This is a genomic window from Agrobacterium sp. K11, from assembly GCF_059429395.1.
On the sequence record NZ_JCAHRB010000011.1, the window covers coordinates 150,314 to 171,561 of the forward strand.

The following is a 21,248-nucleotide window of genomic DNA, read 5'->3' on the forward strand; positions in this document are numbered from 1 at the left end:
GAAGAAGCATCCTTTTCCTCCAACGGCGCGGACACGCCGCGCCGTCTCCCTATCTCGTTAAATAACCTGCCCCACATCGATGCGGTTACCATCCGGGTCTTCGAAAACGAAGGCCCGCAGGCCATAATCCTTGTCCTGCAGACTTTTGATGATGCGAAGCCCGTGGCTTTTGCAAAGCGCGTGCAGCGCGCCGGCGTCGCTGACCAGCATATGCGCCACATTGAAGGGGGCCGGTTTGTGCGTCGACTGCAATGTCAGGTGCAACTCGGCATTACCTTGTTTCAGGATCATGAAACCGACAGGGTTGCCGTTTTCGAAGGTCTTTTCGAAGCCCAGCACACGGACATAAAAGTCATGGGCCTTCTCGATATTCTTGACAGGAAGCATTGCGGCGATCCGACCGAAGCGGATGCCGTGATCGGCGATGGTGTTCATCGCGGAACCTCGGATCTGGGAGAAACGGGCAGGGGAGCGGGCGGTGCCGGAACGCTGCTGTTTTTTCCTATTTGAATTTGCAGGGCGGTGCCTGCGGCAATAGGATCATAATCACGGCGGTGGCGGATGCAAACGGAATGTTTGTGCCATTCAACGCTCCACGCCAGACGATCGACAGGCCCGGGAGGCAGCATGCGCAGTTCCATCGAAATCTTCAACATCCGCACTCGGCAGATGCGGGTGGTCTGGCAGACGCCGGAGCTGTTCGAGGCTCCGAACTGGTCGCCGGACGGGAAATACCTGCTTCTGAACTGCGACGGTCTGCTTTATCGCCTGTCACTTGCCGGCGACCCTTCGCCGGAAAAGGTCGATACCGGCTTTGCGACAATCTGCAACAATGACCACGGCATTTCGCCTGACGGTTCGCTTTATGCCATTTCCGACAAGGTGGAGTTCGGCAAGAGTGCCATCTATCTGCTGCCTTCGACGGGCGGAACGCCGCGTCTGATGACTAAGAACCTTCCGTCCTACTGGCACGGCTGGTCGCCGGACGGGAAAGGTTTCGCCTATTGCGGCATTCGCGATCAGGTTTTCGATATTTATTCCATGGACATAGACAGCGGTGTTGAGACACGCCTTACCCATGGTGAGGGCCGCAATGACGGGCCGGATTATTCGCCGGATGGAGAATGGATCTATTTCAACTCCAGCCGCACCGGCCAGATGCAGATCTGGCGCGTGCGGGTGGATGGCTCGGCCGTCGAGCGTATCACCGACAGCGCCTATGGCGACTGGTTCCCGCATCCGTCCCCCAGCGGTGACAAGGTCGTCTTCGTCTCCTACGACGCCGATGTCTTCGACCATCCGCGCGACCTCAACGTGCGCGTGCGGCTGATGGATATGGATGGCGGCAATGCCGAAACGCTGTTTGACCTTTTCGGCGGGCAGGGAACGATGAATTCCCCCAACTGGTCACCGGACGGGGATGAGTTCGCTTATGTGCGGTATTTTCCTGTTGGGTGATGCGGTAGGGAGTGCTTCAGCTGGCGCGCGTCTGCGCGGCGGCTGAAGGCCGCAATACGCCGGTGAGGTGGCCACGGTCACATTGCCGCATCGCTGCGCAAGATACTTGTATTTGCAATCTTTGTTGCTCATAAGCTTCTTCGTCAGGTGCCTGCCCTTTAGGGCGGGAGAATCGGGAATCCGGTGCAAGACCGGAACGTGCCCAGCGCTGTGAGGCGGATGCCCTTTTTCTTGATGCCACTGAATCCATTCGGGAAGGCGAAAGTGGGCGGATGAAGCCGAGTCAGAAGACCGGCCTGACAGGATAGACCAGACCGCGTGGACGGCGGCAGGTTGTTGCAGCAGCGCGTCGTGCAGGCGAAAACCGGAGCCGGTTTTCGTGGCGGCGCGCCAGCATTGTTGGGGATAGACGATGCCGACCGATCCACTCGCGACCAGTTCGCTCGACGCAAATGCATTCGATCACGCGCTTTCGCCCGCCTACCCGTTTTCCGAGGGGGAGCGAGAGGCGATCTACCGTGCCATCGAAACCCGCCGTGATGTGCGCGACCAGTTCCTTCCGGATCCATTGCCGGAAGATGTGGTCGAGCGCCTGCTGAAGGCGGCGCATTCCGCGCCCTCGGTCGGTTTCATGCAGCCGTGGAATTTCACGCTCGTCACTGACGGTGCGGTCAGGCAGGCAGCCTGGGTTGCCTTCAGCCGCGCCAATGGCGAGGCGGCGGCGATGTTCGAGGGGGAGCAGCAGGCGCTTTACCGCAGCCTCAAGCTTGAGGGCATCCGCAAGGCGCCGCTCAGCATCTGCGTCACCTGCGATCCGACGCGTGGCGGCAAGGTGGTGCTGGGCCGTACCCACAATCCGCGCACCGATGTCTATTCCACCGTCTGCGCCATCCAGAACCTCTGGCTTGCAGCGCGCGCCGAAGGCATCGGCGTCGGCTGGGTCAGCATTTTCCACGATAGCGACATTCGCACCATTCTCGAGATTCCCGACCACATCGAGATCGTCGCCTGGCTATGCCTCGGCCGCGTCGATACACTTTATACCGAGCCGGAACTGGCGGTGAAGGGGTGGCGCCAGCGCGTGCCGCTGGAGGAGCTGGTGTTTCGCAATCGCTGGGGTGGACGGTAAAGAGAAGACGCGACCGTCTTGTGAGTGAGACAGAGCGTTGCCAACTCCATACCGTGTGCCTGATGGGAGCTATTGCTGCGGCTGAATGCCCTTCAGCGCCGGGTTCTTCAGGTCGATCCGGCCTGTCTGGTCGGGCAGGAATTTAGGGCCGATGACGCGGACCCTGCTGTTGTTCGGGTCATAGTCGCGTTCCGGAACCGGTTGTTCCGGCGGCTTTGCGGCCTGCTGCAGTTCGGTGGGTTTTTTGGAGGTGTCACCTTGCGGTGATGGAATGGTCGTGATGCTTGAATAGGGTTTCTCAGCTTCCGGCCGCGCAGCCTCCTGCTGCTTCATCTCCTCGTGATAGGCGGCCATGTTGCAGGCGCAGCCTGGGGCTTTGGTTGAGGCATTTCGATAGGCAAAGGCGGTCGGCAGGTCCTTATAGGGCTTTCCTGTTTCAGCCGAGACCATGTCAGCCGTTTCCTGCTCCGTCATGGAGTGGAAATAAAGCTCCGTCTGCGTACCCGGACACATTTTCTGGCATTGTTCGGCCTGCGCACGGAAATCGAGCGGCGAGGCATTGGAAGCGATGGGGAAGAACGAGCCGTCGCAGGTGCGCACGCACAGCGTCCTGAGCCCGCCTTCAGCAGCGGCATTGGGGTAGGGCGAAAGCCCTGCCTGTCCCGGCGGATTGCTCTGTTCGCCGAAGGCGTCGGGGTAACGTGTCACATCGGGTGCCGTCGGCTGGCGCGCTTCCGTTTCCGGAATGGCGCTGCAGCCATTGGCGTCGAGTGCGGCGAGAATGCGCTGGCGTCTGATGTCGCTATCATCGCTGCCCTGGGCCGCCATGGCATAGTCGCGGTCACGGATGATGGCATCGCGTTCGCTCTGCGCATCCGCCATCGCGTCGCTGATCTCTGCGCAGAGTTCGGCATTCGGGCTGCCATAAACGGTGACGCTTGCGGATGAACAGCCGTAACGGCGCAGATCGTTCCTGATCCTGCGGATCTCGATGTTCTGGCGGGTGAGCGCATTGGCGTAACGCCGTACCTCGGCGGTGTTGCCGATGACACGCGGCGGTTCGCGCAGCTGCGCATAAAGCGTATCGCAGACCTGATCCGCGAAAGCAGCGGCCGGGGCGATGAAAACAAGGGGAAGCAGGAGGCCGATAATGCTGCGGCGCCGGGTCAATGGTGCGATCCGTTCGATGTCCCCGGCCGGTGGCGAGGGTGTTATGCTTCGGGAAATCCGTGTTTCAGGAAGATAACATAAGCTGTTGCCGCAATGCGGCAACAGCATGTTCAAAACTGCGTTAATACGCCTTCATCACACCGAAGGGTGCGATGCCTGCACGACGGCAAAGGCCGCCATGTTGACAACGCCGCGCGAGGTGACGCTGGGCGACAGGATATGGGCGGGAAGAGCCGTGCCAAGCAGGATGGGGCCGACATGCAGGCCCTCCGTCAGCGTGCGGGTGACGCCGAGCGTGATGTTTGCGGCATCGAGGTTCGGGAAGACCAGCAGGTTCGCTTCGCCGGTCAGCACGCTGTTGGGCATGGCGCGCTTGCGCAGCGCTTCCGAAAGTGCCGAGCCGCCCTGCATTTCGCCGTCCACTTCCAGTTCGGGTGCCGCTGCCTGCACGATCTTCAGGGCGCGGCGCATCTTGCGGGCGCTTTCCGAATCGCGCGACCCGAAATTGGAGTGGCTGGCGAGCGCGATCTTCGGCGTGATGCCGAAGCGGCGGATTTCCTTTGCCGCGAGAATGGCCATTTCGGCCACTTCTTCGGAGGTCGGATCGTTGTTGACGAAGGTGTCGGTGAGGAACAGCGCGCCCTGCTGGGTGATGAGCAGGCTGAGGCCTGCGAAAGAGCGAACGCTTTCCTGCTTGCCGATGATCTGGTTCACGTCGCGCAGGTGCCGGTCGTAGCGGCCTTCCAGACCGCAGATCAGCGCATCCGCCTCACCACGCTTCACCGACAGCGCGCCGATGACCGTGGAGTTGGTGCGCACGATGGTGCGGGCCGCCTCCGGGTTGATGCCGGCGCGGCCGACCAGGGCGAAATAATCATCGACGTAGTCGCGGTAACGCGGATCGTCTTCGGGATTGACCACCGCAAAATCGGTATTCGGGCGGATACGCAGGCCGAAGCGCTTCAGGCGCGTTTCGATGATCTGCGGGCGACCGATGAGGATCGGGATGCCGGTGCCTTCTTCCAGAAGCACCTGTGCGGCGCGCAGCACGCGCTCGTCTTCGCCTTCAGCAAAGATGATGCGCTTCTTTTCGGCAACCTTGGCGGCGTTGAAGACCGGTTTCATGATGAAGCCGGAACGCCAGACGAAGCGGTTGAGCTGGTCGAGATAGGCTTCGAAATCGCTGATTGGCCGGGCGGCGACGCCGCTTGCGGCGGCAGCACGGGCAACGGCCGGTGCGATGCGCAGGATGAGACGCGGATCGAAAGGCGAGGGAATGAGGTAGTTCGGGCCGAAGATCGGCGTTTCGCCGCTATAGGCCTTGGCGGCGACTTCCGAGACTTCCTCGCGGGCAAGCTCGGCGATGGCCTGCACGGCGGCCATCTTCATTTCCTCGTTGATCGTGGTTGCGCCGCAATCCAGCGCGCCGCGGAAGATATAGGGGAAGCACAGCACGTTGTTGACCTGGTTCGGGAAGTCCGAACGGCCGGTGCAGATCATCGCATCCGGGCGGGCAGCACGGGCCACTTCCGGCATGATTTCCGGATTGGGGTTGGCAAGTGCCAGGATCAGCGGATTTTCCGCCATGCGCTCCAGAAGTTCCGGCTTCAGCACGCCTGCCGCCGAAAGACCGAGGAAGACATCGGCGCCGTCGATCGAGTCGGCCAGAACCCGCTTGTCGGTCTTTTGCGCGTAAACTTCCTTCCACTCGTCCATCAGCGAGTTGCGGCCGTCATAAACGAGACCCTCGATATCGTGGACCCAGATGTTTTCTTTCTTTGCGCCCATGGCGACAAGCAGATTGAGGCAGGCAAGGGCTGCCGCACCGGCGCCTGACGCAACGATCTTGACGCTCGAAAGCGATTTTCCGGCCAGTTCCAGCGCGTTGGTGACGGCGGCGGCGACGATGATCGCCGTTCCGTGCTGATCGTCGTGGAAGACCGGGATGTTCATCTTCTCGCGCAGCTGGCGCTCCACCTCGAAACATTCGGGCGCCTTGATGTCTTCAAGGTTGATGCCGCCGAAGGTGGGTTCCAGCGCTGCGATGGTGGAGACCATGTCGTTGATGCCGGGCGCATCGATCTCGATATCGAAAACGTCGATGCCGGCGAATTTCTTGAAGAGGACGGCCTTGCCCTCCATAACAGGCTTGGACGCAAGCGGGCCGATATTTCCAAGGCCAAGCACTGCCGTACCGTTGGAAATCACTGCAACGAGATTGGCGCGGGCGGTATATTCCGCTGCCATTTCCGGATTTTCATGGATGGCGAGGCAGGGGGCGGCGACACCCGGCGAGTAGGCAAGCGCCAGATCGCGCTGGTTGCCAAGGGGCTTGGTGGCCTGGATTTCCAGCTTGCCGGGGCGCGGGTAGCGGTGGAAAAAGAGCGCCTGTTCCTCGATGTCGGCCTTTGCCGTGTTGGCGGGCGTGTTGTTCTTATCGTGAGAGGTCATGTCTTCCACCGTCATGTCTGGTTCAATTCCGGCCCTCTGAATACAACAAACTTTCCCGTGGTACAGCCGTTATTTGCCGCCCCCTTATGCAAATGCGGGCATGGCTTATTCGCGTTTTCGTGATGCCATCAGTCATATTCCATACAAAAACCGGCCATTGTCATGTTGCTGCAACACGAGTCTGGTTCTGAGAGGGAAGAAAGCCGCAGGGACGCAACCGAACAAGGGGATTAAATCCGTGGCCGGTCAAATTGAAACCAGACAGTTCAGAACGCTTTTCATTTCGGATGTCCATCTCGGTTCCAAGGCGGCCAAGACGGATTTTTTGCTCGACTTCCTGAAACATCACGAGGCCGATACGATCATTCTGGTCGGTGACATCATCGACGGCTGGCGCCTGCGCCGCAGCTGGTACTGGCCGCAGGGCTGCAACGACGTGGTGCAGAAGTTGTTGCGCAAGGCCCGCAAGGGAACACGTATCGTTTATATTCCCGGCAACCACGATGAATTCCTGCGCGAGTTTCCGGGCATGCATTTCGGCGGTATCGAAGTGGCCGAGCGCATGATCCACGAGGCGGCAGACGGCAAGAAATATCTCATCATCCATGGCGACGAGTTCGACGTGGTGGTGCGCAATGCCCGCCTTCTCGCCTATCTCGGTGACTGGGCCTACGACGCGGCGATTGCGATTAACATCGTCCTTGCTGCGGTGCGCCGCCGCATCGGCCTGCCTTACTGGTCGTTCTCGGCCTGGGCGAAATTGCAGGTCAAACACGCCGTCAACTTCATCGGCGAGTTCCAGCGCGTAGTGGCCGACGAGGCGCGCCGCAACAATGTGGATGGTGTGATCTGTGGCCATATCCACCACGCCGTGATGGAAGACATGGACGGCATCCGCTACATCAACACCGGCGACTGGGTGGAAAGCTGCACTGCGATTGCCGAAAATGCCGATGGCACTTTCGAGCTGATCACCTGGATGCAGACGAGCGATGTCCCTTCGCAGACATCGGACGAGATGGAGCCGGTGGATATTCCAGGTCTGATTGGCAAGCACGCGGCCTGATTGGGGTTGTTTCAACAGGCAGGGCGATCCCTAAGCGCGGGATGGTTCAGCTCTCTGTCGTCATCCTTGGGCTTGTCCCAAGGATTTGCAACCGATTGATTTCGCGCGACGTGGATAGATCCTCGGGACAAGCCCGAGGATGACGCCGAGTGTGAGGCAAGGCTGGTCATACAGTTTACGTGATACTGCAAAGACTATTGCGATGTGCGGCGTAGTGCTTTCACACGAAACCCGAACGAGGGCTCTTATCCCCACAACTCCGGCTGCGGCGGATAAACCAGCGAACCCTCGTAAACGAGGCCCGGCTGCCGGTCCTGCCTGAGAATCAGCGGGCCGTCGAGATCGGAGAAGGCGGCTCCCTGAGCGGCCAGAACGGCGGGAGCCATGCCGAGCGAGGTGCCGAGCATGCAGCCGACCATGATGATGAAGCCTAGCCGCTCCGCCTCTGCCTTCATGACAAGTGCTTCCGTGAGACCGCCAGTCTTGTCCAGCTTGATGTTGATCGCATCGTAACGGTCGCGCAGGTCTGCGAGGTCCTTGGTGGAATGCACGCTTTCATCGGCGCAGATGGGGACCGGGTGGTCGATGCGGGCCAGGATGGCGTCCTTGCCGGCGGGAAGCGGCTGTTCGATGAGCGCGATGTTCAGTTCCGCTGCGAGTTTCAGATAATATTCGATATTATCGTCGTTCCAGCCCTCATTGGCGTCGATGATGATGCGCGCGTCAGGTGCTGCGGTGCGCACGGCCCGCAGGCGCGCCTCGTCATCCGCCGTTCCTGTCTTGATCTTCAGCAGCGGGCGGCCAGCGTTTTCCGCCGTTTTCGCCGCCATGGTCTCGGGATCGGCAAGCGAGATGGTATAGGCGGTAAGGAGCGGTTTTGCCGCGTGTCCGAGACTATGTTCGGCAGCACTTTTGCCACTCATCTTGGCTTCGAGGTCCCATAGTGCGCAATCCACTGCATTGCGGGCGGCGCCGGGTTTCATCACCTGCTGCAATTCATGCCGTGTCAGGCCGCCGGCAATCTGCTCAGCCATCGCTTCGATATCGGCGATAACGCCTTCGATGCTTTCACCATAACGCGGGTAGGGCACACATTCACCTCTGCCGGTAAAGGAACCATCGCGGATGGTGCACGTTACGACATCCGCATGTGTGCGAGTGCCGCGTGAAATAGTGAAGCTGCCAGCAACGGCGAAACGTTCTGTTGTGGCTTGAAGGTAACGGGGCATGTTTTTTCACTTCCTGACAGGCGTTAAAAGACACATGACGCCAAATTTATCGCGAATTGTCGGCTGTCACTGTGGCTTGCCGAAGGCCAAACCGTTATGAAACCTTTAAGAATCTCGTGACGGCTGCACTCGCTCGGAGCATTATGCAAGAACAGGATATACGGCAACAGGCGAACCCGGCCGCAATCACCGAAGACGACGCCGTCTCCGGCGGCGGCCAGCGGTATGCCTTGAGCGGTTCCTGGCGCAACAGCAATCTTTCCGGCATTTTTGCACGCCTCGAAAACATCGAGAAAAGCGGCCCTGCCGGTCCGGTGGAGATCGATCTTTCCTCGGTGGAGGCAATCGACACGACCGGCGCCTGGGTCATCCGGCGATTGCGCGAAGATATGGAAGCGAAGGGCGTTACCGTCACGCTTACCGGAAACGAGCGAATCGAGGATCTGATCGGCCAATTGCCGGATAAAGCGGCGATGGAGGGTGAGCCTGCCGCCAAGGTGGGACTTGCCGAACGCTTCTTCTCGCCGATAGGACAAGCTGTCGTCCAGAATGGTGCGGATTTCCTCGCGGGCATGTATATTCTGGGTTCTGCCGTGCGCGGCGCGCAGATGAAGCTCGGGCGCGGCCGTGGCGTCTCGCCGGCGGCCATCGTCAACCAGATCGACCATATGGGCGTGCGCGCCGTGCCGATCATCATGCTGATGTCGTTTTTGATCGGCGCCATCATCGCCCAGCAGGGCGCCTTCCAGCTGCGTTACTTCGGCGCGGAAGTGTTCGTCGTCGATCTCGTCGGCATCCTGCAATTGCGAGAAATCGGCGTGCTTCTGACCGCAATCATGATCGCCGGTCGCTCCGGCAGTGCGATCACGGCGGAAATCGGCTCGATGAAGATGCGCGAGGAAATCGACGCGCTGAAGGTGATCGGTCTCAACCCCGTTGGCGTGCTGGTGTTTCCGCGTCTCGTGGCGCTGACAATCGCACTGCCGCTTCTGACCATCCTTGCCAATTTCGCCGCACTTTTCGGCGCCGCCATCGTCACGCTTCTCTATTCCGGCATCACCTTCGAAGTGTTTCTGTCGCGTCTGCATGGCGCGGTCGAGGAATCGACCATCGCCGCCGGCATGATCAAGGCGCCGTTCATGGCGCTGATCATCGGCATCGTTGCGGCGGTTGAGGGTATGAAGGTCGGCGGTTCGGCGGAATCGCTCGGCAAACACGTCACGTCGTCGGTGGTCAAATCGATCTTCGTCGTCATTCTGGTGGATGGCCTTTTTGCCATCTTCTACGCAGCCATCGATTTTTAAGGAGGGCGCGTTGGAAACTTTGGACCAGAAGCCGCAAGAGACAAAAACTGCAAAGGACGGCCGTGAGACGGTTCTTTCCGTCGAGGGTGTGACTGTCGGTTTCAACGGCAGGAACGTGCTCGAGAATCTCGATCTGGATGTCTATCGCGGTGAAATCCTTGGCTTCATCGGCCCATCCGGCGCGGGTAAATCCGTACTGATGCGTGCGATCTTGAGGCTTCTGCCACGCCAGGCGGGTGCAATCCGCATTCTCGGCACCGATTACGACAAGGCCAGCGAAGACGACCGCATGATGCTCGACCAGCGGCTCGGCGTGCTGTTCCAGCAGGGGGCGCTGTTTTCCGGCCTGACGGTGAAGGAAAACATCCAGCTGCCGATGCGGGAATATCTGGACCTGCCGAAAAAGCTGATGGACGAGCTTGCCTATCTCAAGATCGAGATGGTGGGCCTGAAGCCCGATGCGGGCGACAAATACCCGTCGGAGCTTTCCGGCGGCATGATCAAGCGTGCGGCGCTTGCGCGCGCGCTGTCGCTCGATCCCGACCTTGTCTTCCTCGATGAGCCGACATCCGGCCTCGATCCCATCGGGGCGGCGGAATTTGATATGCTGATCGCGCGCTTGCGCGATTCGCTCGGTTTGACCGTGTATATGGTGACGCACGACCTCGACAGCCTGTTCTCCGTCTGCGACCGCATTGCGGTGCTAGGGCAGAAGAAGGTGCTGGTGGAAGGGACCTTGCAGGACATGTTTGCCTGTGACGACCCCTGGGTGCAGTCCTATTTCCGTGGCAAACGGGCGCGCTCTGTCGTTCTTCCGGACGACAGACACGAAAATCCGGTGGAGTAACAAGAAGCATGGAAACCAAGGCGAACTACACCATAGTCGGAATTTTCACGCTGATCGTGATCGCCGCCGCATTCGGCTTCGTTTACTGGATGGCAGAATTCGGCCGGGGTGGACCGACGGCGCAGCTCGTGGTGCGTATTCCCGGCTCGGCAAACGGCCTTTCCGTCGGCTCTCCGGTACGCTTCAACGGCATTCCTGTCGGCACGGTGCGCGGTCTTGCGATCGACCGTGACGATCCGGCCTATTCCATCGCCTTTACCGAAGTGCAGGCGGACGCGCCGGTTTTCCCGTCCACCCGCGCCGTGCTTGAAATTCAGGGCCTGACGGGCGCTGCCTATATCGAGCTATCCGGCGGCAACAAGGATGGTGAGCGCATTCTGCAGAAATCCGTCGAAAGCGGCGTTCCCGCCGAGCTGACGGCCGATCTTTCCAGCGTCACCAACCTTCTTGCCACCGCCGACAAGATCCTGAAACGCGCCGATGGCGCCATCGGCGAATTGCAGGGTTTCGTGCAGGATGCCCGCGGGCCGCTGACGCAGACGGTGCGTAACGCCGAGAAATTCTCCGATGCGCTGGCCGCAAATTCCGATGGTATCAAGAGTTTCATCGCCAGCCTCAGTTCGCTTTCCACCACCGTTCAATCGGTCTCGGTACGCCTGGACGGCACGCTGACTGCTGTCGAAGATCTGGTGAAGGCGGTGGATGCCGGCAAGATCGATTCTATCCTGTCTAATGTCGACAAGGTGACGAAGGACGTCGCTTCCGCTTCGAGCGATATTCAGGGTATCATGGAAACGGTGCAGAGCACGGCGCGCAACTTCGAGGCGGCGAGCACGGAAGTGCAGACGGTGGTGAAGCGCGCGGATGAGCTTTTGGCGTCGGTCGATCCCGCAAAGGTCAGCACCGTGGTGGGTGATGTTTCCGCAGCGACTGCCGATGCGCGTGATGCCGTGGCGAACTTCAAGCGAATTGCCGACGATGTCGGCGCACGCCGGGCCGATATCGACCAGGCGGTCTCCGATTTCACCGACATGGGCCGCAAGCTGAACCTTGCCTCAAGCCGTGTCGATGGCATTCTTGCCAAGGTGGACGGGATGCTTGGAACCGACGATGCCAATTCGCTGTTTGCAAAGGCGCGCGAGACTTTGACCTCGTTCAAGGCCGTGGCCGACAATCTCAATGCCCGAATCGGGCCGATTGCAGACAATCTCACGCGCTTCTCCAGTTCGGGCCTGAAGGATTTCCAGGCGCTTATCGGCAGCACGCGGCAGACGGTCGACAATCTCAACAATGCGATCACCAATATCGACCGCGATCCGCAGCGGTTGATTTTCGGCGGCGAAACCGTGAAACAATATGACGGCAGAACAAGGCGCTAAAAGGGGTATGGGCCAATGACACGATTGATGAACGGCCATAAGCGCCGTGCCCTGCTTCTGGCTCCGCTGCTCGCGGTTGCGATGGCGGGCTGTGCGGGAACCCCATCGAACGATACGTTCGACCTTTCCGTCTCTTCGGCGACTGTGACGCAGGGGCCGTCGCTCAAAGGCCGGCAATTGCTGATCGCCGATCCGACGGCGCTGAAAGCGCTTGATAGCGAAAACATCGTGGTGCGCCTTTCCGGCTCGGAAGTGCAATATCTCGGCAATTCGCAATGGAGCGACCGCCTGCCGCGCATGGTGCAATCCAAGCTGGTGCAAGCCTTCGAGGATACCGGCAAGCTCGGTGGCGTCGGCCGGCCGGGGCAGGGGCTGGCGATCGATTACCAGGTGGTCAGCGATATTCGCACCTTCGAAATCGATACGGCAAAAAACACCGCCGATATCGAGATTTCGGTGAAGCTCTTGAACGATCGCAACGGCACGGTAAAGGCGCAGGAAGTATTCCGCGCCAGCGCACGCGTCAGCGGTTCCGGAAATGCCAATTTCGTCAAAGCGCTGGACCAGGCTTTCGCCGCCGCCACCCGCGAAATCGTGGCCTGGACGCTGAAGTCGCTCTAAGTCTGACGACGGTCATTTCCGCTACAAGAGATTGCTCTATGTTGCGGGTGAGGCCTGTTGGTGACGGCCTTGCATTCAATGTTTCCGATCCGCGGGTCCGTCATGCGATTTCTGGTGTTGCTTTGCCTTTCCCTTGTTTCCGCCATGTGCGGAACGGGCACCGTTCTGGCAGCCGGTCTTCGGTTGATCGAGATTCCCTCGGCAGGCGGCAAGCCTTCCATGAGGGCGGCGGTGTGGTCGCCCTGCGCGGCGACTCCGGTGGAGACCCGCATCGGCCCCTTCGCTCTGCAAGCGGTGCGTGATTGCCCTGTTGTCGATGGGCAATATCCGCTCGTCATCATCTCCCACGGTTTCGGCGGTACGTATTTCAGCCATCGGGATACCGCGGCGGCGCTGGCGGATGCCGGTTTCATCGTCGCGGCGATCAATCATCCCGGCGATAACGCCATTGACATGAAGCGGGCAGGCGATCTTTCCGCGCTGACCGAACGACCGGCCGATATCGTCCGCCTGCTCGACCATATGCTGGCGAACTGGAACGATGCCCGTTTTATCGATGCCGGAAGGATCGGGGTGTTCGGATTTTCGCGCGGCGGTTATACGGCGCTGGTGCTTGCCGGCGGCGTTCCGGATTTTCCAAATACCGGATTGCCGTGCCCTGATGGGCAGGCGGCAGTGTGTGCTCAGATGCTGGAAAGGTCTGCTTCGCCTGAGGACCGGGTCTACGATGCGCGGGTGAAGGCTGTGGTTATTGCAGACCCCCTCAACGCCTTTCCAGGGCGGGCCGATCTGCGAGATATCAAAATCCCCGTTCAGCTCTGGAGTTCAGAGCGCGGCGGCGACGGTGTGGCGCCGGAGGATATTTTAGGACTGCGCGACGACCTGCCAGCAAAACCGGACTATCAGACGGTGAAAGGGGCAGGGCATTTTTCGTTCATAACACCTTGCCCCGCCGAGATGGAAAAAGCCCTGGCCGAGATATGCGGCGATACTCCGGGGTTTGACCGGGCGGAGTTTCATCGTCGACTGAACAGCGAAGTCATCCGCTTTTTCACGGCTTCGCTACCCTGACGCACACGCCGGTGCCGCCGTCGATCAGACGGCGTCCTGCGACTGCCATTCCGGCAGCGGGAAAAGCCGGTCGTAGCCCCAGTTGAAGACGAAGGCATAGACTACGTAGAACAGCGCAAAGGAGATATCCATCACCAGCGCCTGGGCAAGGCTGATGCTGAGATACCAGGCGATGAAGGGCATCAGCACGATCAGCAGACCCAGTTCGAACAGCAGGGCATGGGCGACGCGGATAGCAGGCGTCTTCAGCGTCGTGCCTTTCAGGCGCTGCATGGCATGGTCGAAGCCGAGATTGTAAAGATAGTTCCAGGCGGTGGCGAGCGTGGCGCTGACGAGGCCGACAACGCCGATATCTTCCATGGGCATGTGAAATACGAATGCACCCAGCGGCACGACCAGCAGAAGGCCGATGATTTCGAAGCTGAGAGCGTGGCGGATACGATCGGGCAGGGAACGCAATTTATTCTCCGGTATGTGACCGGGCCGTCCCGCATGCTGTCGCCATAATGGCCGAGGTCGTCCTCTCGCAAAGCCATATAGCGGTTTCGGGCAAAATTTCAAGCCTTGGGTCATGGTTGGGTTTGGGAGCGCTCTTCTCAGCGGGAGCGGGATGAGGCGGCGAGGCCGGAGTTATGCGGCGAGACTTCGCCTTCATGCGACTATTCGTGCCACCGTATCACCGGCGTGGAGACGAAGCACGCGGCGGTGCCTTATCTTTTCAATTGTCCGCCGTTTCGCCGCTGCGGAACAAGACCGGTGTTTTTTCGTTATCGCTCATGGAAGGAGGCGTGCCATGCAGCATAATTCTCCAGATGGACGAACGATAAAGGCCGCCAACGCGGCACAGGCCACGACTTACAAGCCTAGCCTCATTTCCCTGAAGGGAAGTTATGTGGCGATGATATTCCGCAGGCCGCTTTGCCAAAATCCGCTGGATCTGCGGAAAAAATAAAGCGGCACGCCTCACCCATTGCCACCGATGACGACTGCCGCAATGACAGAGAGCTTTAGATGTCTCTAAAGTGTGATTTTCAATCCGGACCGTCTCCCCTTAGATTGGGAGCTCGCCACGAAAGCGAAGGGAGAATGACATGAAATCAGTTCTCATTATCGCCGCTGTACTTGGTTTTTCCGCCAGTGCAGCGTTGGCGGAGTGCGCAGGTCATGAAAAGATCAACGCTTCCGTTCCTGCTGTCGACCGTGAATTCAAAACTGCAAGCATCGTTCCGCCGACGGATCCGGTGGACAAGCCCATCGTCATACTGAAAAAGACCGATCGCCTTCCGGCGGCAACGGTTGCGACGACTGGCGAACCCGAAGCCGCAATGCAACGCATGCAATAAGACAAGACAATGATCGTTTCATTCTGAAAATCCCGTGTGTGAGGTAATCCGCACGGGATTTGCTTTTTGCCATCTAGCTGTCGAGTTTCAGCGACAATTGCTTCGGGCCTTCATTCTTTTTCAGCACGTAGAGCGGCCGGGCGATGATGACTTCCGTTCGCCGCTGCAATTCCCGTCGTCTCTCGAGCGCGCGCTCGCGCATATCGCGGGAGCGAGCGACCACGGACAGGGCATTTTCTATGGTTGCGTCTGCTGCGTTCATCGCTGACCTCCATAATGTTCACTTTATGTTCTCATTATCGGTCGCTTATGTCAACACTGTGACAGCGATACTTAAAGGGCAGCTGAAATGCCCTGGAGTTGGTCTGTGACGGGGGCGCTACCGGCTGCATTGAGGGGGCAGGGCTTTGCCTGGAGCGTTTTCTCCCCTCGCGCTTGCGACGGAGCATCGAAGGCCCGTGCGGGCGCGACGGGGGATACTCCGGCCTGATCAATCAATTTTCGGGATGCTTCGGCAATCATGCCGGGTGCCGATCGGCTCCGGCGGGCGGGAGGCTGTCAGGACAGGGGGCGTTGATCGGGTACGGTGAGGCCGGGAAGCAGGTCACTCAGATGTTCACTGGCGAGCGCGACGATGGCAAGCGCGGCTTGCTGGCGGTTCCAGCCAGCGTCTTCCGCTTTTTCGATCAGCCCTTGAATGGAGGGCTCCAGCGCGAATTGGCACTCGGCCTGATAGTCCATGGTATCAATAGAAAGCGATGGAGAATTAATTGCGGCCCGCATCGTTTGGTCTCCCTGTTTTCCGCCATGCACGTCGTTAAGCGACGTGCAAATCGGAAACATGCACATTCAGAGGCCTATGATATCGGGCAGGCCCGTATATCAATGGCAGCGAATCCCCCAGCAGGCGGGACGTTAACGGCAAGTCTCGATGGCTGTCAACGAACGTCCGGTAGCGACGGCGCCGTCTTACCTATTTCAGAGCCTTCCGTTCCGGAAAGGTTTTCGTCTCCAGACCAGCAATGCCATGACATAAAGTGCAAAAAGCACGAACCATGTGACGGGCAGCACCATGAAAAGCGCCGCATAGGCACAACTTCCCTCGAAACAGGAACCGAGAAATCCGGAATCGGCAAGCGTACCCGACAATAGAAACGCACATACGCCGCTTCCGACTGCGCCGAGGGCGAAAAGCAATATGTTGACCATCAATCTCATCACGCCAATCATAGGCATGATTAAGACCGCTTTGCGGAGCGGGTGGCACTGCCGCGCTGATATTTCGTCGTTTCAGTAGCTGTGTTGCAAAACCGGCGTTGCCGGAGCGGCTGATTTTTTTTGAAGGCCGCTTGTTGGTGCAGGCCCCGCCATGATCGGGCAGGGCCGTTATTGACGGATTCTTACTCGGTGATGGTATATTCGCCGAGTTCGCACAGGTTCTGCGTATCCTCGAGGTCTTCCAGCTCATCGCCCTGGAATTCGAAACGCATGTCGTATTTGCACACGCGGCGGCCATCGGCGATGGTGATCTCCATCGTTTCGCCCGGACCAAGCGCCTTCTTTCCGAAAACGTCGTCTTCCCAGTCATCGACGCCGACCGGCGAGGTGTAGAAGGCATTGAGAACGGAGTTCGTTCCGTTCTTCAGCGAAAAGACGAGGTCGTCCGCCTGCGCCGCACCAGCAACCGTCAGCGTAGCTCCGAAAAACACCGCCGTTACCCATTTTGATTTCATGATATCCCCCTTTTGCGCCATCGTTCTGGCTTGGCAATGCATACAACCAAACCAGTGGCTTGCAATGCAAACTGCGGGTTTTGGTTAAATTGCGAAGGGTTCGTTGTGGGTAACTTTTCGAGATATCCAGTCTATTTTAAATATTACAAATATATATAAATAAGTATTTCGAATTTTTGCCTTTATTTGTGATTTTATTTTTATGAAACAAATATATTATTTTTCTATTCCGAAACTATTTTTTGTTTTCAATTGTTTTTTCATTTATTTTGATTTTTATTTTGATGTATTTATGATTTTTCTGTGTGTATCGTGGACTTTATTATTTTGTATATATCGATTTCTGAATCAGCGAAGAGTTTTTACTGACAAAAATATTCTTTCAAAAAATGACGTTAATTGGTGGATGGGCCAGGCTGATCGCTTTCCGACAGAGGATAATGGATTTGATCAAGCGTTCGTTTTTATTCTTCTGCGGCCTCAAGCTGCCGGGTATCGTGGCACTGGCCACCCTGTACGCGGGTTTTCTGACGCAGGCTTTGGGCCAGTCGCGGGTCTGCAACGATCATGCTCCGGTCAGCAACCTCAAAGAAATGTTCGATGCGATTTACGCATGCTGGGTGCCGCCGGAAGACACGGAGGGGCTTGTCGTGACGCTTCAGTTCATTCTGCATAAGGATGGGCAGATAAGGGGCAAGGTGGTCGTCACAGCCGCGCGCCCGCAGGAAGACAGTCCAAGACGGCAAGCCTTTATCGATTCCGCCATCGACGCGGTGAAGCGGGCAACGCCTGTTCCTTTCACCGAGGAATTCGCAAGCCGTATTGCCGGGCGGCCCCTGGGGCCACGCTTTATCGGGACAAAAATCATACCCGAAACGAAGTTGTAGGTTTTCTTGGGAGCTAGGTCCGCTGTCGCGGCCGCATGTTTAGGGGCGCCGAATGCGAACTATTTTTTCAGTGCCCGGCGTCGAAGGCGATGCTTTAACTTAGCACCGCAACGTCTTGTCATTTTTGAAGAATTTGGTGGGTGATGTAGGGCTCGAACCTACGACCCGCTGATTAAGAGTCAGCTGCTCTACCAACTGAGCTAATCACCCGACCGACACCGTGTGGCGGTGTGAGGGGGGCTATAAAGGGGAAGTTTCGGCTTGTCCAGCGCGGAAATGAAATTTCTTCGATTTTTGTGACGAAAAAATTTCAGTCGCGCTGGAAAAGGCTGGAAATCCGGGATTTTACGGATTTTTGTCTTTTGCTATCCTCGCCGGAAGGCTCTGCCGATGACGATGAGGATGCAGGCGCCGATGAAGCCGGCGATGAGATAACCGATCCATCCGGTCAAAACGATTCCGAATACCGAGAGAATGGCGTTGGCGACAATCGCGCCGACGATTCCAAGTAGGATGTTCATGAAAACACCCATATTGCTTTTCATGAATTGTTCGGCGAGCCACCCGGCGACACCACCGATGATGATAGCTGCGATCCAGCCAATACCAGCAGATTCCATGATTTCCTCCCATGATTGCTGCACTATTGAAGGTGATGATTCTCCGGGTGAAAAGCAAGGTAGACTCCCGAAAACCTCGCTTTTTGCGGGTGGTTTTCCGCGCGGCAGGCGATAAATAGCCTGATGCTGGGTGAAGATATGAAAGGCATGGATGTGCGGTTGATGTTTGGCGGAATGATTGACGGTAGGCGGATGTTCGGCGGACCTTTATCCGGTCGGCGGCGAAAGGCCGCCCTGGCTGCAATAATGGTCGCGGTATTCACCCTCCTTGGCAGCTTTCTGTCGTCCGCAACCTTGGCGTCGGCGCAGGATGCGCCAGCGGCCGCACCAGTCGCTATCCAGGCTTCCATCGTCGAGCAGGCGCGCACGGATCTGGAAAAATGGAAGGCCGATATTTCGGCAATCGCCAAACAGGTTGAGGCGGGCGGCAGCGATGACGTGCAGCTGGTGGACCTGAAGGGACGCGCCGATACCATTGCAGCCGATGCTGCCGCCGCCAACACCAAGTTGCGGACCCGCCTGGACCAGATCAAGACGCGTCTCGACGCGCTTGGCGCTGCTCCGGCGGAAGGACAGCCACCCGAAGCGAGCATGGTGACGGAGGAGCGCTCCCGGCTGACGGCGGAGCGTGCCGAGGTGAATGCCATTGCCGGCGAGGTGGAGAGTACTGCCACCAACGCCGCGCAGATTTCCAACAACATAACGGCAGTTCGCCGGGCGCTTTTTGCCGCGACCCTGTTCAAGCGCACCGAAGTCTCTTCCCAGACGCTGGGCGACGCCTCTTCCGCCTTCGTGAGCGAGCTGACCAATCTCAACAACGCCTTCAGCAGCTGGGCGGGTTTCGTCTGGAACTACAAACGCCTGCCGATGTTCGGGGCGGTGATGCTGTCGATCATGGCGGCGCTGCTGTTTCTGGTGGGCGGTTATCGCTTTTTCGGCAGCCGCATGGAAAGGCGGGCCTTTTCCGGCGAGCCTTCCTATCTGCGGCGGCTTTCGGTGGCCTTCTGGTCAACCATGGTGCAGTCGCTGTCGCTTTTCCTGTTTCTGGTGACCTCGGCGTTTTTCCTCGATAATTTCAACGTGCTTCGTTCCGATATCGCGCCGATCCTGTTCGGGGCCATGGCAGTTACGGGCTTCGTCTATTTCGTGTCGCGGCTGAGCTACGCGATTTTTGCGCCGACGCAGCCGGAATGGCGTCTGTTGCAGGTTTCCAATCGCGGAGCGCACACGCTGTCCTCGGCTGTGCTTTTGATGGCGCTCGTCAACGGTCTCGATTATCTGTTCGGCACGATCAGCGAGACGCTCTATTCGCCGCTGATCGTCACCGTTGCCAAGAGCTTCATTGCCTCCATCATCATTGGCATCATCCTGCTCACCGTGTCGTTCCTGCGCCCGGTGATCGGTGAGGGGCAGGACTACGAGACCGGCAACCAGCGCCTGCCGCGCTGGCTGGTCATTCTGCTCAGGGTCGGCGGGCTTGTTCTCATCGGTGCCTGCCTGACGGGTTATGTGGGGCTGGCGCGGTTCCTTGCGACGCAGATCGTCGCCACCGGTGCGGTGCTCGCAACAATGTATATCGGCATTCTTTCCGGCAAGGCGATTTCGCGACAGGGCGCCTTTTCCGAATCCCTGGCCGGTCGTTATCTCGGGCGGCGCTACGGTCTCGGCCCGGTTGCGCTGGATCAGGCCGGTCTTGCGGCGGGGCTCGGCATCTATGTGATCGCACTCGCCTTCGGCGTGCCGCTCATCCTGTTTTCCTGGGGGTTCCAGCCGGGCGATATCGAAAGCTGGGCCTATCGTCTGCTGACCGGCATCACCGTCGGCAATGCCTCCATCTCGCTGATCGGGCTGTTCGGCGGCGTCCTCGTCTTTGCTATCGGCTACATCATCACACGCTGGTTCCAGAAGTGGCTGGACAACAACGTCATGGCGCGCGGGCAGGTGGATGCGGGCGTGCGCAACTCCGTCAAGACCGGCATCGGTTATCTCGGTATCGCGGTTGCGGCCATTTTCGGCGTCTCTTCCGCCGGTCTTAACCTCTCCAGCCTGGCGCTGGTGGCGTCTGCCCTTTCGGTCGGTATCGGTTTCGGCCTTCAGAACATCGTCTCGAACTTCGTCTCCGGCCTCATCCTGCTGGTCGAGCGTCCCTTCAAGGTGGGTGACTGGGTGGTGACAGGCACGACTGAAGGCACCGTCAAACGGCTTTCGGTGCGCGCGACCGAGATTGAAACCTTCCGCGGCCAGTCGATCATCGTGCCAAATTCGGAATTCATCAATTCCTCCGTCGGCAACTGGACACACCGCAACCGTATCATGCGTGCGGAAATTCCGGTCTCCGTTGCCTATGAATCCGATCCGCAGCAGGTGATGGATATTCTGCTGGAACTGGTGCGCACCCAGCCGCCCGTACTGCGCAACCCCGAACCGCACGTGGAATTCCTCCGTTTCGGCGACTTCTCGCTGGATTTCGAATTGCGTTTCCACCTCGCCGATCTTTCGAACGGGCTTGGCGTGAAAAACGCGCTGAGGATCGCGATCCTGAAACGCTTCCGCGAAGAGGGGATCGCCATCCCGTTCCCGCAGCGTAACCTCAACATCCACGTGGAAGGCGATGCAAATCCGCAAATGCTGGCGGCGCTGCTTTCGGAAGAGGGTGACAAGGCGGTGGCGGCGCATACGGGCGCGGCGGCGCCTGCCGCGGCAACTGCACCGGAAAAGGATGCGGGCAAGGCGGGTGACAAAACCGTGGTGGAGCCGAAGGCGACGTTGAAGGCGGCCGGCAAGGACAGTTAATCTGCGGCTACCGCGGCTGCGGCGACGCAGCCGATACGGGCGTTGACGGGCGCGGGGAGTTATCCTCGCGCCCTATTTGCATAGTGGCGGATGAGACGCCAAACAGAGGAAAGATCTTATTGGGAGGGAAACCGGATTTTGTCGGTC

21 protein-coding genes, 1 tRNA gene and 1 riboswitch are annotated in these 21,248 nt (G+C 58.8%); of the genes, 11 read left to right on the forward strand and 11 right to left on the reverse strand.

All coding sequences use genetic code 11. The annotated features are described in order from the left end of the window. Window positions 1-57 precede the first annotated feature (57 nt). Entirely contained in the window at window positions 58-435 is a 378-nt protein-coding gene (locus tag AC5SEO_RS20570) for a VOC family protein (RefSeq protein ID WP_065660897.1), read from the reverse strand. A gap of 192 nt (window positions 436-627) precedes the next feature. Between AC5SEO_RS20570 and AC5SEO_RS20575 the strand changes: the two genes are divergently transcribed. Then, window positions 628-1,458: a TolB family protein gene (locus AC5SEO_RS20575; protein ID WP_065702470.1), complete on the forward strand. Its 831-nt coding sequence runs from the start codon at window positions 628-630 to the stop codon at window positions 1,456-1,458. 128 nt (window positions 1,459-1,586) lie between these two features. Beyond that, window positions 1,587-1,772: riboswitch (cobalamin riboswitch) on the forward strand. A 98-nt stretch (window positions 1,773-1,870) separates the two neighbouring features. After that, entirely contained in the window at window positions 1,871-2,587 is a 717-nt protein-coding gene (bluB, locus tag AC5SEO_RS20580; protein WP_025593576.1) for a 5,6-dimethylbenzimidazole synthase, read from the forward strand. Between the two features lie 69 nt (window positions 2,588-2,656). Here the strand turns inward: bluB and AC5SEO_RS20585 are convergent, their stop codons facing one another. Beyond that, window positions 2,657-3,757 carry a DUF2865 domain-containing protein gene (locus AC5SEO_RS20585; RefSeq protein ID WP_065658610.1) on the reverse strand — a complete coding sequence of 367 codons (1,101 nt, stop codon included), beginning with the start codon at window positions 3,755-3,757 and terminating at the stop codon, window positions 2,657-2,659. 135 nt (window positions 3,758-3,892) lie between these two features. Next, complete coding sequence (locus AC5SEO_RS20590) at window positions 3,893-6,208, reverse strand: NADP-dependent malic enzyme (RefSeq protein ID WP_003515491.1); 2,316 nt, start codon at window positions 6,206-6,208, stop codon at window positions 3,893-3,895. Between the two features lie 229 nt (window positions 6,209-6,437). On the opposite strand from AC5SEO_RS20590, the gene AC5SEO_RS20595 reads away from it, so the two are divergent. Further along, window positions 6,438-7,274, forward strand: a complete 837-nt coding sequence (locus AC5SEO_RS20595) for a UDP-2,3-diacylglucosamine diphosphatase (protein ID WP_025593573.1) — start codon at window positions 6,438-6,440, stop codon at window positions 7,272-7,274. A gap of 245 nt (window positions 7,275-7,519) precedes the next feature. Here the strand turns inward: AC5SEO_RS20595 and dgcA are convergent, their stop codons facing one another. Further along, window positions 7,520-8,503 (reverse strand): N-acetyl-D-Glu racemase DgcA, encoded by a 984-nt coding sequence (dgcA, locus tag AC5SEO_RS20600; RefSeq protein ID WP_113291759.1) that lies wholly within the window; start codon window positions 8,501-8,503, stop codon window positions 7,520-7,522. 143 nt (window positions 8,504-8,646) lie between these two features. Between dgcA and AC5SEO_RS20605 the strand changes: the two genes are divergently transcribed. The 5 genes from AC5SEO_RS20605 to AC5SEO_RS20625 all read left to right on the forward strand — a co-directional run bounded on the left by AC5SEO_RS20605 (window position 8,647) and on the right by AC5SEO_RS20625 (window position 13,725). After that, window positions 8,647-9,807: an ABC transporter permease gene (locus AC5SEO_RS20605; protein ID WP_003515483.1), complete on the forward strand. Its 1,161-nt coding sequence runs from the start codon at window positions 8,647-8,649 to the stop codon at window positions 9,805-9,807. Window positions 9,808-9,817: 10 nt separating this feature from the next. Next, complete coding sequence (locus AC5SEO_RS20610; RefSeq protein WP_003515481.1) at window positions 9,818-10,654, forward strand: ABC transporter ATP-binding protein; 837 nt, start codon at window positions 9,818-9,820, stop codon at window positions 10,652-10,654. Between the two features lie 8 nt (window positions 10,655-10,662). Next, window positions 10,663-12,033, forward strand: a complete 1,371-nt coding sequence (locus tag AC5SEO_RS20615; RefSeq protein ID WP_003515479.1) for an MCE family protein — start codon at window positions 10,663-10,665, stop codon at window positions 12,031-12,033. A gap of 15 nt (window positions 12,034-12,048) precedes the next feature. Further along, window positions 12,049-12,654, forward strand: a complete 606-nt coding sequence (locus AC5SEO_RS20620) for an ABC-type transport auxiliary lipoprotein family protein (protein WP_019566194.1) — start codon at window positions 12,049-12,051, stop codon at window positions 12,652-12,654. A gap of 102 nt (window positions 12,655-12,756) precedes the next feature. Beyond that, a complete protein-coding gene (locus AC5SEO_RS20625) occupies window positions 12,757-13,725 on the forward strand; it encodes an alpha/beta hydrolase family protein (RefSeq protein WP_174068384.1) in 969 nt (322 codons plus the stop codon). A 24-nt stretch (window positions 13,726-13,749) separates the two neighbouring features. On the opposite strand, the gene AC5SEO_RS20630 is transcribed toward AC5SEO_RS20625, so the two are convergent. Then, on the reverse strand, window positions 13,750-14,184 hold the full coding sequence (locus AC5SEO_RS20630; RefSeq protein WP_174049501.1) for a PACE efflux transporter: 435 nt from the start codon (window positions 14,182-14,184) through the stop codon (window positions 13,750-13,752). A 632-nt stretch (window positions 14,185-14,816) separates the two neighbouring features. On the opposite strand from AC5SEO_RS20630, the gene AC5SEO_RS20635 reads away from it, so the two are divergent. After that, window positions 14,817-15,068 carry a hypothetical protein gene (locus AC5SEO_RS20635; RefSeq protein ID WP_003515471.1) on the forward strand — a complete coding sequence of 84 codons (252 nt, stop codon included), beginning with the start codon at window positions 14,817-14,819 and terminating at the stop codon, window positions 15,066-15,068. Between the two features lie 73 nt (window positions 15,069-15,141). Here the strand turns inward: AC5SEO_RS20635 and AC5SEO_RS20640 are convergent, their stop codons facing one another. The 4 genes from AC5SEO_RS20640 to AC5SEO_RS20655 form a co-directional block, all read right to left on the reverse strand. After that, the gene (locus tag AC5SEO_RS20640) at window positions 15,142-15,330 is read right to left on the reverse strand and encodes a hypothetical protein (RefSeq protein WP_003515469.1); all 189 of its coding nucleotides are present in this window, start codon (window positions 15,328-15,330) and stop codon (window positions 15,142-15,144) included. 296 nt (window positions 15,331-15,626) lie between these two features. Continuing rightward, complete coding sequence (locus AC5SEO_RS20645) at window positions 15,627-15,851, reverse strand: hypothetical protein (RefSeq protein ID WP_003515467.1); 225 nt, start codon at window positions 15,849-15,851, stop codon at window positions 15,627-15,629. A 195-nt stretch (window positions 15,852-16,046) separates the two neighbouring features. Continuing rightward, on the reverse strand, window positions 16,047-16,298 hold the full coding sequence (locus AC5SEO_RS20650) for a hypothetical protein (RefSeq protein WP_111796373.1): 252 nt from the start codon (window positions 16,296-16,298) through the stop codon (window positions 16,047-16,049). A gap of 170 nt (window positions 16,299-16,468) precedes the next feature. After that, the gene (locus AC5SEO_RS20655) at window positions 16,469-16,801 is read right to left on the reverse strand and encodes a hypothetical protein (RefSeq protein WP_025593566.1); all 333 of its coding nucleotides are present in this window, start codon (window positions 16,799-16,801) and stop codon (window positions 16,469-16,471) included. A gap of 440 nt (window positions 16,802-17,241) precedes the next feature. Between AC5SEO_RS20655 and tolA the strand changes: the two genes are divergently transcribed. Then, window positions 17,242-17,688: a cell envelope integrity protein TolA gene (tolA, locus tag AC5SEO_RS20660; protein ID WP_174068383.1), complete on the forward strand. Its 447-nt coding sequence runs from the start codon at window positions 17,242-17,244 to the stop codon at window positions 17,686-17,688. A 134-nt stretch (window positions 17,689-17,822) separates the two neighbouring features. Here tolA and AC5SEO_RS20665 read toward each other — a convergent pair. Beyond that, a tRNA-Lys gene (locus tag AC5SEO_RS20665) sits at window positions 17,823-17,898 on the reverse strand. A 155-nt stretch (window positions 17,899-18,053) separates the two neighbouring features. Next, the gene (locus AC5SEO_RS20670) at window positions 18,054-18,308 is read right to left on the reverse strand and encodes a GlsB/YeaQ/YmgE family stress response membrane protein (protein WP_003515453.1); all 255 of its coding nucleotides are present in this window, start codon (window positions 18,306-18,308) and stop codon (window positions 18,054-18,056) included. 123 nt (window positions 18,309-18,431) lie between these two features. On the opposite strand from AC5SEO_RS20670, the gene AC5SEO_RS20675 reads away from it, so the two are divergent. Beyond that, window positions 18,432-21,101, forward strand: coding sequence for a mechanosensitive ion channel family protein (locus AC5SEO_RS20675; RefSeq protein ID WP_065660903.1), 2,670 nt, complete (start codon window positions 18,432-18,434; stop codon window positions 21,099-21,101). Window positions 21,102-21,248: the final 147 nt, after the last annotated feature.